Source organism: Polaromonas sp. P1_G2 (assembly GCF_056405515.1).
The window spans coordinates 1-15,568 of record NZ_JBFUBY010000074.1 but is presented as its reverse complement, the minus strand read 5'-3'; the positions used below and the strand labels follow the sequence as shown (position 1 = coordinate 15,568).

Here is a 15,568-nt window from a genome sequence, read left to right as displayed (position 1 = left end):
CCGCAAAAAGTGGTGGCGCCGGCCGGCCAATACCAGCAGACGCTGCCGCAAGGACGCACTTTCCAGCTTTTGCGCCTCCGCATAGACCCCGCCCTGGGGCTGATTCCTGAAATCAGCGGCAACCGGTTGATCGTTTCGGTGCGCCTCATGCGCCACGGCGAAGACGACCGGCTGCATGCCAGCACCGACGATTCGGCGTTTGAGTTGACCCTCTGTTCCTGATCCGCGGGCTCGCCAACCACCGGCCTCCTTTCCGATTGATCCCCCAGACTTGTCCTGAAACATGCCTGTGACGAAAAAAGACTCCCCACCCGTCAAGCTGGTCGTGTGCCCGGGCTGCGGCGGCGAAAGCGTTTACGCGCCCAGCAACCCTTTTCGCCCTTTTTGCAGCGAGCGCTGCAAAAACATCGACCTGGGCGCCTGGGCCAGCGAAGGCTTCCGCCTGCCGGCGGACACGCCGCCCGACGACGAGGTTTTCGGCGATCCCAAGCTGCAATAGAATTTGCCGAGGCGCGCGGTGTCAGCCGCGTTTGATAAAAGCAAAAAAGAGAGGGAGCGAAAAATGAACATCAAGTCTTTGATGAGACCCGTCCTGGCCGCGCTCATGGCGGCCGCTTTGGCGGCAAGCCATGCCCAGGCGCAGACCCAGCCGGCACCGGAGGGCGAGAAGCCCGCCAAGTCCAAATCCAAAAAAGCCGCCAAATCTGGCAGTAAAGCCAAATTCATCCCGGGCTCCGGTGAAACGGTCGCCCAGCGCACCGCCCGCCTCAAGCGTGAATGCAAGGGTGCCGTGGATGCGGGCGCCTGCTCCGGCTACACGCGCTGACCGGTATTTGAAGAGGGCGGGCCGGCGGATAGTACCGCTGGTATCGCGCCTTGGCCGCCGGGCCGCTCAGGCGGCGGGTGTGCCCAGCACCTGCTGGAGTTCGCCGCTCTGGTACATCTCCATCATGATGTCCGAGCCGCCGATGAATTCACCCTTCACATACAGCTGGGGGATGGTGGGCCAGTTGCTGAATTCCTTGATGCCGTGGCGGATTTCCTCGTCTTCCAGCACGTTCACGGTGGCGGGCTTGTTCACGCCGCAGGCCTTCAGGACCTGGATGGCGCGGCCGGAGAAACCGCACATGGGAAACTGGGCCGTGCCTTTCATGAAAAGGACCACGTCGCTGGATTTGACGATTTCGGCGATGCGTTGCTGGGTGGGGTCTATGGTGCTCATGGTGAAATCCTTTGCAAATCCGTGGGGGTAGGGGCTTGGGCCCCGCGCCAGCCCGGTATCAGGGCAGGCGACTTCAATTAGATGGAATCTGGGAAGCAGAATTCAACAGGCCGATTATCCCGCCGTTTCGCATCCCGCGTGGCGGCCTCACTCGCCCACCCATAGCCCGCCCGAGCAGCGCGCAATGCCGGCCAAGTCCAGCTGGCTCTGGACTTGCGCAAAGCCTGCCTGGGCCAGCAGATTGCACACCGCCTCGGCCTGGTCGTAGCCATGCTCCAGCAGCAGCCAGCCGCCCGGCAGAAGGTGGCCGGGCGCCTGCCGCACGATTTCGCGGATATCGTCCAGCCCGTCGGTGCCGGCGGCCAGGGCGGACAGGGGCTCATAGGCCAAGTCCTCCAGATGATGATCAGCGCTGGCGATATAAGGCGGGTTGCTGACGATCAGGTGAAAGTGTCCGCTAACTTCCTCTAGCCAGTGGCTCTGGAGGAAATCCAGACCCAGCCCGAGGCGGGAGGCGTTACCCCGGGCCACCTCCAGCGCCCCCGCGCTCGCGTCCACGGCCACGACATTGGCCTGGCGGCCTTCTGTTTGCAGGCTGTGCGCGATGGCCAGCGCAATCGCACCGCTGCCGGTACCCAGGTCCAGCACCGTCGGCACCGGCGGCATGTCGAGGGCCTGCAGCCGCTCAAGCGCCCAGCCCACCAAGGTTTCAGTGTCGGGCCTCGGCACCAGCACGCGGGCGTCCACCTGAAGCGTGAGACCGAAAAACTCCTTGTAGCCGACGATGTAAGCCAGGGGCTCCCCGGCGATCCGGCGCAGGCACATGGCCCGGAAGTCTTCAGCGGCCCGGTCCGGCAGGACATCGGTGTCATGCGCCAGCAGCCAGGCCCGCGCGTCGCCGGGCCTGCCCAGCGCATACAGCAGCAGCAGCTGGGCGTCCAGCCGATCCAGCCCTTGGGACTGGGCGGCGGCCAGGGCTTGCGCGCAGTTTGGCGGGTTCACGGCGAACGCCTCAAAGCCCGCTGTTAGCGGTTTCCAGCTCGGCGAGCTGCTCGGCGCCGCGCGCCACCTGCAGCGCGGTGATCACGTCGCCCAGGTCGCCTTCCATGATGGTCAGCAGCTTGTACAGCGTGAGGTTGATGCGGTGGTCGGTCAGCCGGCCCTGCGGGAAGTTGTAGGTGCGGATGCGGTCGCTGCGGTCACCCGTGCCGACCAGGCCCTTGCGCAGGGCCGCGTCCTTGGCGGCGCGCTCGGCACGGTCTTTTTCATGGATGCGGGCGGTCAGCACCTTGAGCGCCTGGGCCTTGTTGCTGTGCTGGCTGCGCCCTTCCTGGCATTCGGCGACGATRCCGGTCGGGATRTGCGTGATRCGCACSGCCGARTCGGTSKTGTTGATGTGCTGGCCACCGGCGCCACTGGCGCGGTAAGTGTCTATACGCAGGTCGGCCGGGTTGATCTGGATGGCCACCGCCTCGTCAGGCTCCGGCATCACGGCCACGGTACAGGCGCTGGTGTGGATGCGGCCCTGGGTTTCGGTGGCCGGCACGCGCTGCACGCGATGGCCGCCCGACTCGAACCGCAGCTTGCCGTAGACACCTACGCCCATGGCATCGGCGGCGCCCTCGATGCGCAGCACCACCTCCTTGTAGCCACCCAGCTCGCTCGGCGACTCGCTGATGATCTCGACCTGCCAGCGGTTGCGCTCGGCAAAACGGGTGTACAGGCGGAACAGGTCGCCGGCGAACAGCGCCGACTCATCGCCACCGGTGCCGGCGCGGATTTCGACAAAGGCCGGGCGCAGGTCGTCAGGGTCCTTGGGGATCAGCATCAGCTGCAGCGCTTCGTCGATGGCTGCGATGTCGGCCTTGGCCGCGTCAATCTCTTCCTCGGCCATGGCGGCCATCTCGGGGTCGTCTTTCGCGTCGGCCAGCATGCTTTCGGCACCGGCCAGGTCGGCCTCGCGGCCGGTCAGCCGCGTGTACTGCTCGGCGATCACACTGGCTTCTGCGTGCTCCCGGGTCAGGGCACGAAAACGGTCCAGGTCGCTGACCACGTCGCTGGCGGACAGCAAGGCGTCCAGTTCGTGCAGCCTCAGAAGCTGGCGGTCCAGGGTTTGGCGAAGAAAGGGTTTCATGGGAATGGAGGCCGGAAAAGCCGAAAAGGGTGCCGCAAGGCCGTCAACAAGGGCGCCGGCTGACGCCGGCAGGGGAGGTCAGCGCTGTGGCGGGCGCTAACGCTCTTTGTCGTCGGGCTTGATCTTGGGCAGCTGGCCGCGCAAAAACAGCCGAGAGACAGCCTGCGCCGTGGCTTCGCGGCTACTGGCGTCGCCGGCATGCAACTCGGCCAGGGTGCCGTGCAGCATCTTCTGGGTCAGGCCGCGGGTCAGTGCATCCAGCACGGTGTCTATGGGTTCGCCTCGGGCGAGCAACTTCTTGGCCCGGACGATTTCGGCGGCGCGCCATTCGTCGGTCTGCGCATTGAGCTGCTGGATCAGCGGCACGCTGCGGCGCTGGCCCAGCCAGTGCATGAAGTTCTGCACGCCGGCGTCGATGATAACTTCGGCCTGGGCCACGGCGGCCTTGCGGCTGTCCTTGCCGGTCTGCACCACGTGCGCCAGGTCGTCCACCGTGTAGAGGTAGATGTCGGGCAGGGCCTTGACTTCGGGTTCGATGTCGCGCGGCACGGCCAGGTCGACCATGAACATGGGGCGATGCTTGCGCAGCTTGACGGCGCGCTCGACGGCACCCAGGCCGATGATGGGCAGCGTGCTGGCGGTGCAGCTGATCACCGCGTCGAATTCGTGCAGGCGGCTGGGCAGGTCGGCCAGGCGCATGACTTCCGCGCCGAAGCGGCCGGCCAGCTTTTCGCCGCGCTCCAGCGTGCGGTTGGCAATCGCCATGGCTTTCGGGTTTTTGGCGGCGAAGTGAGTGGCCGCCAGGTCAATCATCTCGCCGGCGCCGACAAACAGCACCTTGATATCGCTGAGGTTCTCAAACAGCTGGCCGGCCAGGCGCACGCTGGCCGCCGCCATGCTGATGCTGTGCGCGCCGATTTCGGTGCTGCTGCGCACCTCCTTGGCCACGGCAAAGGAGCGCTGGAACAGCTGGTGCAGCGTGGTGCCCATGGCGCCGGCGTCTTCGGCGGCGCGCACCGCGTCTTTCATTTGCCCCAGGATCTGCGGTTCGCCCAGCACCATGGAGTCGAGGCCGCTGGCCACGCGAAAGGCGTGGCGGGCGACCTGGTCGCCCTGCAGCGTGTAGGCATGCGAGCGCAGCAGGGCGGGCGAAACGCCGCCGTTGTGCGCCAGCCACTCCAGGGTGTGGTCCAGGTCCGTGTTGTCGCCGGCGCAGTAGATTTCGGTGCGGTTGCAGGTGGAGAGCAGCGTCGCCTCAGGCTGGCGCGCCAGCGAGGCACGCAGGCCGCGCAAAGTGGGCTCGACCTGGTCCAGGGCGTAGGCAAAGCGCCCGCGCAAATCGAGCGGTGCGGTGTTATGGTTTAGCCCAAGGGCCCAGACTGACATCCTCCGATTATAAAATTGAAGCGGCCGGCCCGGCTGGAAGCCCTGACAATCGCCTTGACAGCCCTTTTTWCGAGGCTTTTTGGGATGCTTCCCGGCGATTTTTCAATCTTCCCCAAGCGAATGACCTTTTACCTGCTGGCCAACCACCTGTTCAACCTTGTCCTGCCGGCCGCCGTGGTCGCCGTGCTGTTGGTGCTATCCAGCCGCGTGTTTGGCGGAGTTTTCAGGTCTAAAAACCCCGTGGCCGCCACTTGGTGGGCGCAGGCGGCGATTGTTTTCGCCGTGAATGTGCTGGTGCTGGTCGCCGGCCTGGTGTTCTTCGGCCATGACGGCAAGATGCTGACCTATGCCGCAATGGTGGCCGGCGCGGCGCTTTGCCAGTGGGTACTTTTGGGCGCCTGGAAAAACTGAAAGCCTAGTCAGGCTTGAAGACGTTCACCGCGTCAGTGATGATGCCGTCGGTGCCCAGTGCCAGCAGCCTCWGCACATTGGCCTCGTCGTTGACGGTGTAGCTCAGCAGCTTGAAGCCGGCTTTTTTGGCTTGCGCCACCGTGTCGGCGTTCCACAGTTTGTGGTTGCAGACTATCGCCACACAGCCCAGCCCGGCCGCGGTTTCCAGCCAGCTGGCGGGGAGTTCGTCGAGCAGCAGGCCGCGCGGCAATTGGGGCTGCGCGGTACGGGCCGCTTCAAGCGACAGCGGCTGGAAGGACGTCAGCAGCGGCGGAACCGCCGTGCCCTGCCAGAGCCGGGCCGCTTCATTGGCCACGACGGTGCCGGTATGGCTCTCTACGCCCGGTGTGGGTTTAATTTCGATGTTCAGGAAATAGCCCTTGTCCAGGCAAAAGCGGGCGATGCGCTCAAAGCTGGCCAGGCCTTCGGCGGCAAAGGCCGGCGAATGCCAACCCCCAGCGTCGAGCTTTGCCAGAGCCTCCCAGTTCAGCTCACCGGCCACGCCCTTGCCATTGCTGGTGCGCTCCAGCGTGGCGTCGTGCAGCAAAAACGGGATGCCATCGGCGCTGAGCTTCACGTCGCACTCAAACATGCGGTAGCCATGGCTGGCGCCCAGCATGAAAGAGGCCAGGGTGTTTTCAGGCGCCAGCTTGCCGGCGCCGCGGTGCGCCACCCAGCGGGGATAGGGCCAGTTGGAGGCGGTCACGGGATTCGTCATGGCGCAATTACAGCCGTTTGCCCGTCTCGGCGTCGAACCAGTGCAGGCGGTCCGCGCGCGGCGTGACGTGGATGGTCGCGCCGATTTCAGGCGCCGTCGACAGGCTTTCGTCGGTGCGCACGATGATGGCTTCGCCGCCCATGCGGCAATACACCAGCCGCTCGGCACCCAGCATTTCAATCGTGTCGACTTGCACCGCCCAGCCGGTGGCGCCAACCTGCAGGTGCTCGGGCCGTATGCCCAGGATGGCGCCCGGCTTGCCACCGAAGTCGGYGTTSGGMGCCTGCTTGAGCARRTTCATGGGCGGCGAGCCCATGAAACTGGCCACAAARGTAGTGGCGGGGCGGTTGTAGACCTCTTCGGGCGTGCCGAACTGCTCCATGCGGCCGGCGTTCATCACCATCATGCGCTGTGCCAGCGTCATGGCCTCGACCTGGTCGTGGGTGACGAAGAGCGAGGTGATGCCGAGTTCGCGGTGCAGTTTCTGGATTTCCAGGCGCGTCTGCACGCGCAACTTGGCATCCAGGTTGGACAGCGGCTCGTCGAACAGGAACACCTGCGGCTGGCGCACGATGGCGCGGCCCATGGCCACGCGCTGGCGCTGGCCGCCCGAGAGGGCGCGGGGCTTGCGGTCCAGCAGGTGGCCGAGTTCGAGGATCTTCGCGGCCTTGTCGACGCGGGTCTTGATCTCGTCCTTGGGCACTTTGGCGATCTTCAGGCCGTAGGCCATGTTGTCGAACACGCTCATGTGCGGGTACAGCGCGTAGTTCTGGAASACCATGGCGATGTCGCGCTCCGAGGGTTCCAGTTCGTTGACGACCTTTCCGCCGATGGAAATCTGCCCATCGCTGACCTCCTCGAGGCCGGCCACCATGCGCAGCAGGGTGGATTTGCCGCAGCCCGAGGGGCCGACGATGACGATGAATTCGTGGTCCTTGATTTCGGCGTTGACGCCGTGCAGCACCTGCAGCGCGTCCTTGCCGGTGCCGTAGCGCTTGATGATGTTGTTGAATGAAAGGGATGCCATAACTATTTCCGTCCTGTCTTGCTTGTTTCTTTTATTTCTCGGTATCGACCAGGCCCTTGACGAACCATTTCTGCATCAGCACCACCACCAGGGCGGGCGGCAGCATCGCCAGGATGGCGGTCGCCATGACCACGTTCCATTCGTTCTGGCCGTCGCCGCCGGCGATCATGCGCTTGATGCCCACGACGACGGGGTACATGTCTTCACTGGTCGTGGCCAGCAGCGGCCAGAGGTACTGGTTCCAGCCGTAGATGAACTGGATCACGAAGAGCGCCGCGATCGAAGTCTTGGACAGCGGCAGCAGCACGTCGAAGAAAAAGCGCATGGGGCTGGCGCCGTCCATGCGCGAGGCCTCGGTCAGCTCTTCCGGCACCGTCAGGAAGAACTGGCGGAACAGAAAGGTTGCCGTGGCTGAAGCAATTAGCGGCACCGTCAGGCCTGCATAGGTGTTGAGCATGTTCAGGTCCGACAGCACCTTGTAGGTCGGCAGTATGCGCACCTCGACCGGCAGCATCAGGGTGATGAAGATGGCCCAGAAGCAGGTCTTCTTGAAGGGAAAGCGGAAGTACACGATGGCGAAGGCCGACAGCAGCGAGATGGTGATCTTGCCGACGGCGATCACCATCGCAGTGACGAAGCTGACCCACATCATGTGCGCCACCGGCGCATTGGAGCCGGTCGCGGATTCGCGCCCGAACAGCGCCGCCTTGTAGCTATCGAGCATGTTCGTGCCCGGCAGCATCGGCATGGGCGCCTGCACGATTTCCTGCGCCGTATGGGTCGAGGCCACAAAGGCCAGGTAGAGGGGGAAGGCGACGATGAAGACGCCCAGCATCACCACCACGTGGGCGAGGATGCCGTGGGTGCCGCGTTTTTCAACCATGAAATGACCCCCACGGTTGCTCACTTCGTGTAGCGCCCTGCCCCCCGAGGGGGCCGCTGCGCCTGCGGCCTGGCAAAGCCAGTTCCGCGGCCCCTGCTGAACAGGAATTCACATGTTTTTTGGAGACCATCAGTACTGAACCTTTTTCTCTACATAGCGGAACTGGATGACCGTCAGAGCCACCACGATCACCATCAGCACCACCGACTGCGCGGCCGAGCCGCCCAGGTCCATGGCCTTGAAGCCATCGTGGTAGACCTTGTAAACCAGGATGGCCGTGTCTTTGCCCGGACCGCCTTCGGTAGCAGCGTGGACGATCGCAAACGTGTCGAAGAATGCGTAGACCACGTTGATGACCAACAGGAAAAAAGTGGTGGGCGACAGCAGCGGGAACTGGATGGTCCAGAAGCGGCGCCAGGGCCGGGCACCGTCAATGGCGGCGGCCTCGATCAGTGACTTGGGGATCGACTGCAGGCCCGCCAGGAAGAACAGGAAGTTATAGGAAATCTGCTTCCACACTGCAGCCATCACAATCAGCGTCATCGCGTGACGGGAGTTCAGCAGGTGATTCCAGTCAATGCCTATCTTGCCCAGGGCATAGGCCACCACGCCCAGCGAGGGAGAAAACATGAAGACCCACAACACGGCCGCGACAGCTGGGGCGACGGCGTAGGGCAGCACCAGCATGGTCTTGTAGAACATGCCGCCGCGCGTGATGCGGTCGGCGAAAACGGCCAGCAGAAGTGACAGGCTGATGCCTATGCCGGCCAYCATCACCGAGAAAAACGCGGTGGTCTTGAACGACTCCACATAGCTCGGGTCGTCGAACAACTGCTGGAAATTGGCCATGCCGACGAATTCGACGGAGGTGCCGAAGGCATCCTGCTGTTGCAGCGACTGCAGGATGGCCTGCGCGGCAGGCCAGAAGAAGAACACCAGGATGACCGCCATTTGCGGCAGCAGCAGCAGCCAGGGAAGCCAGCTGGATCGAAAGACAACGCGTTTTTCCATAGGGCCTTCAGTGGGCAGAAACTTGGGGGCGCTTAAACATAAAAGCCCGCCTGGCCTTCTCTTGTCGGGAAGGGGAAGTCAGGCGGGCCGAGTGTAGCCCGTCGGACGGGCTTGCTCTGTCGCTTGCGTGATCAGCCTTTGTTGGCTTTCTGGAAGCGCTCAATCTGTTCGTTGCCGCGCTTGACGATGGAGTCCAGGGCTTCCTTGGCCGTCTTCTTGCCGTTCCAGACTTGCTCGAGTTCCTCGTCCTCGATCGCGCGCACCTGCACATAGTTGCCAAGGCGGATGCCGCGGCTCTTGTCGGTCACCTTGCGAATCATCTGCGTCACGGCGACGTCGGTGCCCGGGTTTTGCGTATAGAAGCCCGATTTTTCGGTCAATTGGTAAGCGGCAGTGGTCACCGGCAGATAGCCGGTGCGCTTGTGGCTGGCCGACTGCACTTCAGGCGTCGAGATGAAGCTGAAGAACTTGGCAACGCCCTTGTATTCGGCCGGTTTCTTGCCCGACATGACCCAGAGGCTGGCGCCGCCGATCACCGTGTTCTGCGGCGCGCCGGGAACGTCCTGGTAGTAAGGCAGCGGGGCCAGGCCGTAGGCGAACTTGGCGTTCTTGGCCACGTTGCCGTAAAAGCCCGAGGAGGTGTTGATCATGGCGCACTCGCCCGACACAAAGCTGGCTTCCGGCACGTTGCCGCGGCCTTTGTAGACGAAAAGGCCTTGCTTGGCCATGTTGGCCAGGTTTTCGATGTGGCGCTGATGCAGCGGCGAGTTGATCTTCATGCGCGCGTCGAGCCCGGCCAGACCGTTGCTCTTGGTCGCGAACTCGACGTTGTGCCAGGCCGAGAAGCTCTCCAGCTGGGTCCAGCCCTGCCAGGCGGTGGTGAAGGGGCACTTGTGGCCGGCGGCCTTGAGCTTGGCGGCGGCATTCACCACCTCGGGCCAGGTCACCGGCGCTTTGTCGGTAGGAAGGCCGGCGGCCTTGAAGGCATCCTTGTTGAAGTAGAAGATGGTGGTGGAGCTGTTGAACGGGAAGCTCAGCATCTGGCCGTTGGGCGCCGTGTAGTAGCCCGCGACGGCCGAGATGTAGGCGTTGGGATCGAATTTCTCGCCGGCGTCCTTCATGACCTGGCCGACCGGAATGACCGCGCCCTTGCTGGCCATCATGGTGGCGGTGCCGACTTCGAACACCTGCAGGATGTGGGGCGCGTTGCCGGCGCGAAAGGCCGCGATGGAGGCCGTCATGGATTCGTCGTAGCTGCCCTTGAAGGTGGGGACGATCTTGTATTCCTTCTGGCTTTCGTTGAACTGCTTGGCCAGGTCATTGACCCATTCACCGTTGACCGCCACCATGGAGTGCCACCACTGGATCTCGACTTGCGCCTGGCTGGCCAAAGGCATGCACAGGCCTAGGGCCGCAAAAGCAAACGCGGAAAGACGGTTTWTCATCAAAACTCCTGGGATTTGGGCGCACACAAGGGGCGCCAAGTTAAACGGGACAGTCTAGAAACTGTTTATGACACACGGATTTAAGCGATTTCGAAGACCTCAGACAAGCGGGATTTCCATAAGACAACTTAGGACTATTCCCCCAGGCCTGTGTGGTACGGCCACGAATGTTGCGCTGCGGTAATATAGGGCAACAGCGCTGGACACGGGTCTGAAGCCGCTGGCTTTTCACGATGAACGCCCCTACCACACTCCAAGAACTCCACGTCTTTGCCGGTGACGCAAAGGCCGGCGAAGCCCGCATCCGCGAGATTCCCTACAACTACACCTCGTTCTCCGACCGCGAAGTGGTCATCCGCCTGCTCGGCGAGAGGGCCTGGGACCTGCTAAACCGCCTTCGCGACGAGCGCCGCACCGGCCGCTCCGCGCGCATGCTGTACGAAGTGCTGGGCGACGTCTGGGTGGTGCAGCGCAACCCCTATTTGCAGGACGACCTGCTCGACAACCCCAAGCGCCGCAAACTGCTGGTCGACGCCTTGCAGCACCGTCTGACCGAGGTGGAAAAGCGCCGTACGCCGGATGTTGACCAGCAGCGCGACGCCATCGTGGGCGAATTGCTGGACGCCGCCCGCGGCGCCGTTGCCCGCTTCTATACCTCCTTCAGCGAGATGTACGACCTGCGCCGCCTGACGGAACGCAAGCTGCGCAAGCTGACCCTCAAGGACAACATCAAGTTCGACGGCCTCTCGCGGGTTTCACACGTCACCGACGCGACCGACTGGCGCGTCGAATATCCTTTTGTGGTCCTCACACCCGACACCGAAGCCGAAATGGCCGGCCTGGTCAAGGCCTGCATCGAACTCGGCCTGACCATCGTCCCGCGCGGCGGCGGCACCGGCTACACCGGCGGGGCGATCCCGCTGACCTGGAAGTCGGCCGTTATCAACACCGAAAAGCTCGAAGCCATGACCGAGGTCGAAATGGTCTCGCTGCCGGGCCTTGAACAGCCTGTCGCCACCATCTGGACCGAAGCCGGCGTGGTCACCCAGCGCGTGGCCGATGCGGCCGAGCGCGGGGGCTTTGTGTTCGCGGTCGACCCGACCTCGGCCGAAGCCTCCTGCATAGGCGGCAACATCGCGATGAACGCGGGCGGCAAGAAGGCCGTCTTGTGGGSCACCGCGCTCGACAACCTGGCCTCCTGGCGCATGGTCACGCCCGAAGCGACCTGGCTGGAAGTCACGCGCGTGGGCCACAACCTGGGCAAGATCCACGACGCCGAGGTGGCCAGCTTCGAGTTGCAGTATTTCGAAGCCGACGGCAAAACTCCCATTCGCACCGAGCGGCTGGATATTCCCGGCAAAACATTCCGCAAGGAAGGGCTGGGCAAGGACGTTACCGACAAATTCCTGAGCGGCCTGCCCGGTATCCAAAAGGAAGGCTGCGACGGCCTGATCACCAGCGCGCGCTGGATCGTGCACCGCATGCCGGCGCATACCCGCACCGTGTGCCTGGAGTTCTTCGGCAATGCCAAGGACGCAGTGCCCAGCATCGTCGAGATCAAGGACTTCATGTTCGCCGAGCAAAAGCGCGGTGGCGCCATCCTGGCGGGGCTTGAACATCTGGATGATCGCTACCTGAAGGCGGTCGGCTACGCCACCAAATCGAAAAAGCATGGCGGCTTGCCGAAGATGGTGCTGTTTGGCGACATTGCCGGCGACGATGCCGATGTCGTGGCGCGTGCCACGTCGGAAGTCGTGCGCATTGCCAACTCGCGCCACGGCGAAGGTTTTATCGCCATCAGCCCTGACGCCCGCAAGAAATTCTGGCTGGACCGCAAGCGCACCGCCGCGATCTCCAAACACACCAACGCGTTCAAGATCAATGAAGACGTGGTGATCCCGCTGCCTCGTATGGCGGAGTACACCGATGGGATCGAGCAGATCAATATCGAGCTCAGCCTGCGCAACAAGATCAAGCTCTGCGACGAACTCGAGGCTTTTTTCCTCAAGGGCAACCTGCCCCTGGGCAAATCCGACGATGCCAACGACATTCCATCGGCCGAGCTGCTGGAAGACCGTGTAGCCCAGGCGCTTGCGCTGGTGGGCGAAGTGCGCGCGCTCTGGTCGGGCTGGCTCGAAGGCGTGGCCACGCTGTTCCCGCAACTGCAGGACCACTCGCTGCGGGCGAGCTGGAAAACCCAGATCCGCGCTCCGCTGCAGGCGATTTTCTCGGGCGGCGCGTTCTTGCCCATCCTCGAGGAATGCACGGCCATCCACAAGCGCGTGCTCAAGGGCCGCGTCTGGGCCGCGCTGCACATGCATGCCGGCGACGGCAACGTGCACACCAATCTGCCCGTCAACAGCGACGATTATGAGATGCTGCAGACCGCGCATGTGGCCGTGGCGCGCATCATGGTGCTGGCCCGTTCGCTGGACGGCGTGATTTCCGGCGAGCACGGCATCGGCATCACCAAGCTGGAATTCCTGACCGACGAGGAGTTGCGGCCTTTCACCGAATACAAACAGAAGGTCGACCCTGAAGGGCGCTTCAACAAGGGCAAGCTGCTGCGAGACCAGGGGCACCTTGGCAAAGAAGGACAAAGTCTTCAAGCCGATTTGACGAATGCCTACACGCCCAGTTTCGGCCTCATGGGGCACGAATCGCTGATCATGCAGCAGTCCGACATAGGCGCCATCGCCGACAGCGTGAAGGACTGCCTGCGCTGTGGCAAATGCAAACCTGTCTGCGCCACCCACGTACCGCGCGCCAACCTGCTGTACAGCCCGCGCAACAAGATCCTGGCGACCTCGCTGCTGGTGGAGGCTTTCCTGTACGAAGAGCAGACCCGGCGCGGCGTGAGCATCAAGCACTGGGAAGAGTTCGAGGACGTGGCCGACCACTGCACGGTCTGCCACAAGTGCCTGACCCCGTGCCCGGTGGATATCGACTTCGGCGAAGTCTCGATGAACATGCGCAACCTGTTGCGCAAGATGGGGCAGAAGTCCTTCCGGCCCGGCAATGCCGCCGCCATGATTTTCCTGAACGCGACCAGCCCGCAGACCATCAAGTTCATGCGCGGCGCCATGGTCGATGTGGGCTTCAAGGCCCAGCGGCTGGCCAACGACCTGCTGCGCCGGCTGGCGCGCAAGCAGACGGCGCTGCCGCCGGCGACGGTCGGCAWGGCGCCCGTGAAAGAGCAGGTGATCCACTTCATCAACAAGAAGATGCCGGGCGGCCTGCCCAAAAAGACCGCGCGCGCGCTGCTGGACATCGAGGACAAGGACTACGTCCCCATCATCCGCAACCCGAAAAGCACCACGTCGGAAACTGAGGCCGTGTTCTATTTCCCCGGTTGCGGTTCCGAGCGCCTGTTCAGCCAGGTCGGCCTGGCGACGCAGGCCATGCTCTGGCATGCGGGTGTGCAGACCGTGCTGCCGCCGGGCTATTTGTGCTGCGGCTACCCGCAGCGCGGCAGCGGGCAATTCGACAAGGCCGAAAAAATCATCACCGACAACCGGGTGCTGTTTCACCGCGTGGCCAACACGCTGAACTACCTGGACATCAAGACGGTGGTGGTCAGCTGCGGCACCTGCTACGACCAGCTGCAGGGCTATGAGTTCGACAAGATATTCCCGGGCTGCCGCATCATCGACATCCACGAATACCTGCTGGAAAAAGGCATCACACTGCGCACCGACCAGCCGGGCGCGGGCTACCTGTACCACGATCCCTGCCACAGCCCCATGAAGCTGCAGGAGCCGATGAAGACCGTCAAGGCCCTGATGGGCGACAACGTGCTCAAGAACGACCGCTGCTGCGGCGAATCTGGCACGCTGGGCGTCACCCGCCCCGACATCTCGACGCAGATCCGCTTTCGCAAGGAAGAAGAGCTGCGCAAGGGCGAAGCCGCCCTGCGGGCATCCGGCGCCGTCGCCGAAAGCGGCAGCGTCAAGATCCTCACCAGCTGCCCGAGCTGCCTTCAAGGGCTCTCGCGCTACGGCGACGATCTGCAGAACGGTTTGCTCGAGGCCGACTACATCGTCGTGGAAATGGCCAACCAGATCCTGGGCAAGGAATGGCTGCCGGCCTACGTGGAGGCAGCCAACCACGGCGGCATCGAGAGGGTGCTGGTCTAGCCAGGCTTCGGTGTCAATGGGCTTATTGCCAAAACCATGATGGCCGGATGAGTCCGGCCATTTCCTCTCAGAAAGCGATCACTCCATGGCAGGCCTTCAACCCGGCTCCCCGACGCCCACGGCGCTGACGGTTCACAGCCAGTCGCGCGTCCTTGAAGTCGCTTTTTCCGACGGCGCCGAATTCCGGATTCCGTTTGAACTCATGCGCATCTACTCGCCGTCGGCCGAGGTCCAGGGCCACGGCCCGGGCCAGGAAATCCTGCAGACCGGCAAGCGCGAGGTGAACCTGGTCGAGCTCGAGCCCATCGGCAACTACGCGGTCAAGCCGGTGTTTTCCGACGGTCACGAGAGCGGGATTTTTTCCTGGGACTACCTCTACCACCTGGGCGCCGAGCAGAGCCGCCTCTGGGACGATTACCAGCGGCGCCTGCAGGCAGCCGGTGTGGACCGCGACGCACCCATGCCGCAAGCCGGCGGCCACGGCTGCGCAAGCCACTGAGCGCACAGGCCGCGCGAAGGCCCCGGCCGTGCCGCGCGAGTGCGGCGAAAGCCGGCTTTGCGGCACTGTTGTTTTTCCAGCATAAAAGCCGGCAATAAGGCCGCAATGCCCCGCGTCATCCCAGGGTTGTCGCGGTCATTCCGGGCATTGCCCTCTAGCATTGATGCATGAGCAGCACCCATTTCGGTTTTGAATCCGTCGACGAGCAGGACAAGGCGCGCCGCGTGCGCGGCGTTTTCGATTCCGTGGCGCCCAAATACGACGTGATGAACGACCTGATGTCCATGGGCCTGCACCGCGCCTGGAAGGCCTATACCGTGCTGGTGGCCAACGTCAAAGAGGGCTACCAGGTGCTGGACATCGCCGGCGGCACCGGCGACCTAGCGCTGGCTTTTGCCCCCAAGGTGGGCAGCACCGGGCGTGTGGTGCACACCGACATCAACGAGGCCATGCTGCGCGAAGGCCGCAACCGGCTGCTGGACGCCGGCGTGAACCTGCCGACGCTGGTCTGCGACGCGGAGCACCTGCCTTTCCCCGATGCGAGCTTCGACGTGGTGACCGTGGCCTTCGGCCTGCGCAACATGACGCACAAGGAAGACGCGCTGCGCGAGATGAACCGCGTGCTCAAGCCCGGCGGCAAGCTGCTGGTGCTTGAAT

At 63.6% G+C, this 15,568-nt stretch carries 16 protein-coding genes; 7 read left to right on the top strand and 9 right to left on the bottom strand.

Annotated elements, in window-relative coordinates; translation table 11 throughout:
- The 3 genes from zapD to AC1D0P_RS10070 form a co-directional block, all read left to right on the top strand.
- The coding region (gene zapD, locus AC1D0P_RS10080) for a cell division protein ZapD (protein WP_477676603.1) at positions 1-222 on the top strand (222 nt) is incomplete at its 5' end.
- A gap of 61 nt (positions 223-283) precedes the next feature.
- Positions 284-499: a DNA gyrase inhibitor YacG gene (locus AC1D0P_RS10075; RefSeq protein WP_477676602.1), complete on the top strand. Its 216-nt coding sequence runs from the start codon at positions 284-286 to the stop codon at positions 497-499.
- A gap of 63 nt (positions 500-562) precedes the next feature.
- The gene (locus tag AC1D0P_RS10070) at positions 563-826 is read left to right on the top strand and encodes a hypothetical protein (RefSeq protein WP_477676601.1); all 264 of its coding nucleotides are present in this window, start codon (positions 563-565) and stop codon (positions 824-826) included.
- Between the two features lie 66 nt (positions 827-892).
- On the opposite strand, the gene grxD is transcribed toward AC1D0P_RS10070, so the two are convergent.
- From grxD to hemA, 4 genes are all read right to left on the bottom strand, one after another.
- The gene (grxD, locus tag AC1D0P_RS10065) at positions 893-1,222 is read right to left on the bottom strand and encodes a Grx4 family monothiol glutaredoxin (protein ID WP_477676600.1); all 330 of its coding nucleotides are present in this window, start codon (positions 1,220-1,222) and stop codon (positions 893-895) included.
- A 147-nt stretch (positions 1,223-1,369) separates the two neighbouring features.
- Complete coding sequence (gene prmC / locus AC1D0P_RS10060) at positions 1,370-2,224, bottom strand: peptide chain release factor N(5)-glutamine methyltransferase (protein ID WP_477676599.1); 855 nt, start codon at positions 2,222-2,224, stop codon at positions 1,370-1,372.
- Between the two features lie 10 nt (positions 2,225-2,234).
- Positions 2,235-3,356, bottom strand: a complete 1,122-nt coding sequence (gene prfA, locus AC1D0P_RS10055) for a peptide chain release factor 1 (RefSeq protein WP_477676598.1) — start codon at positions 3,354-3,356, stop codon at positions 2,235-2,237.
- A 96-nt stretch (positions 3,357-3,452) separates the two neighbouring features.
- Positions 3,453-4,742 (bottom strand): glutamyl-tRNA reductase, encoded by a 1,290-nt coding sequence (gene hemA, locus AC1D0P_RS10050; RefSeq protein WP_477676597.1) that lies wholly within the window; start codon positions 4,740-4,742, stop codon positions 3,453-3,455.
- A 120-nt stretch (positions 4,743-4,862) separates the two neighbouring features.
- Between hemA and AC1D0P_RS10045 the strand changes: the two genes are divergently transcribed.
- The gene (locus AC1D0P_RS10045) at positions 4,863-5,153 is read left to right on the top strand and encodes a hypothetical protein (protein ID WP_477676596.1); all 291 of its coding nucleotides are present in this window, start codon (positions 4,863-4,865) and stop codon (positions 5,151-5,153) included.
- 4 nt (positions 5,154-5,157) lie between these two features.
- On the opposite strand, the gene ugpQ is transcribed toward AC1D0P_RS10045, so the two are convergent.
- From ugpQ to ugpB, 5 genes are all read right to left on the bottom strand, one after another.
- A complete protein-coding gene (ugpQ, locus tag AC1D0P_RS10040) occupies positions 5,158-5,910 on the bottom strand; it encodes a glycerophosphodiester phosphodiesterase (protein WP_477676595.1) in 753 nt (250 codons plus the stop codon).
- Positions 5,911-5,917: 7 nt separating this feature from the next.
- The gene (locus tag AC1D0P_RS10035; protein ID WP_477676594.1) at positions 5,918-6,937 is read right to left on the bottom strand and encodes a sn-glycerol-3-phosphate import ATP-binding protein UgpC; all 1,020 of its coding nucleotides are present in this window, start codon (positions 6,935-6,937) and stop codon (positions 5,918-5,920) included.
- A 31-nt stretch (positions 6,938-6,968) separates the two neighbouring features.
- Positions 6,969-7,820: a sn-glycerol-3-phosphate ABC transporter permease UgpE gene (ugpE, locus tag AC1D0P_RS10030; protein ID WP_477676593.1), complete on the bottom strand. Its 852-nt coding sequence runs from the start codon at positions 7,818-7,820 to the stop codon at positions 6,969-6,971.
- A 129-nt stretch (positions 7,821-7,949) separates the two neighbouring features.
- Positions 7,950-8,831: a sn-glycerol-3-phosphate ABC transporter permease UgpA gene (ugpA, locus tag AC1D0P_RS10025; protein ID WP_477676592.1), complete on the bottom strand. Its 882-nt coding sequence runs from the start codon at positions 8,829-8,831 to the stop codon at positions 7,950-7,952.
- A 131-nt stretch (positions 8,832-8,962) separates the two neighbouring features.
- Entirely contained in the window at positions 8,963-10,276 is a 1,314-nt protein-coding gene (gene ugpB, locus AC1D0P_RS10020) for a sn-glycerol-3-phosphate ABC transporter substrate-binding protein UgpB (protein ID WP_477676591.1), read from the bottom strand.
- Between the two features lie 233 nt (positions 10,277-10,509).
- Between ugpB and AC1D0P_RS10015 the strand changes: the two genes are divergently transcribed.
- The 3 genes from AC1D0P_RS10015 to AC1D0P_RS10005 all read left to right on the top strand — a co-directional run.
- Positions 10,510-14,412, top strand: coding sequence for a DUF3683 domain-containing protein (locus tag AC1D0P_RS10015; RefSeq protein WP_477676590.1), 3,903 nt, complete (start codon positions 10,510-10,512; stop codon positions 14,410-14,412).
- Positions 14,413-14,497: 85 nt separating this feature from the next.
- Positions 14,498-14,911, top strand: coding sequence for a gamma-butyrobetaine hydroxylase family protein (locus AC1D0P_RS10010; RefSeq protein ID WP_477676589.1), 414 nt, complete (start codon positions 14,498-14,500; stop codon positions 14,909-14,911).
- Positions 14,912-15,078: 167 nt separating this feature from the next.
- A partial coding sequence (locus tag AC1D0P_RS10005; protein WP_477676588.1) for a ubiquinone/menaquinone biosynthesis methyltransferase occupies positions 15,079-15,568 on the top strand: 490 nt, incomplete at its 3' end.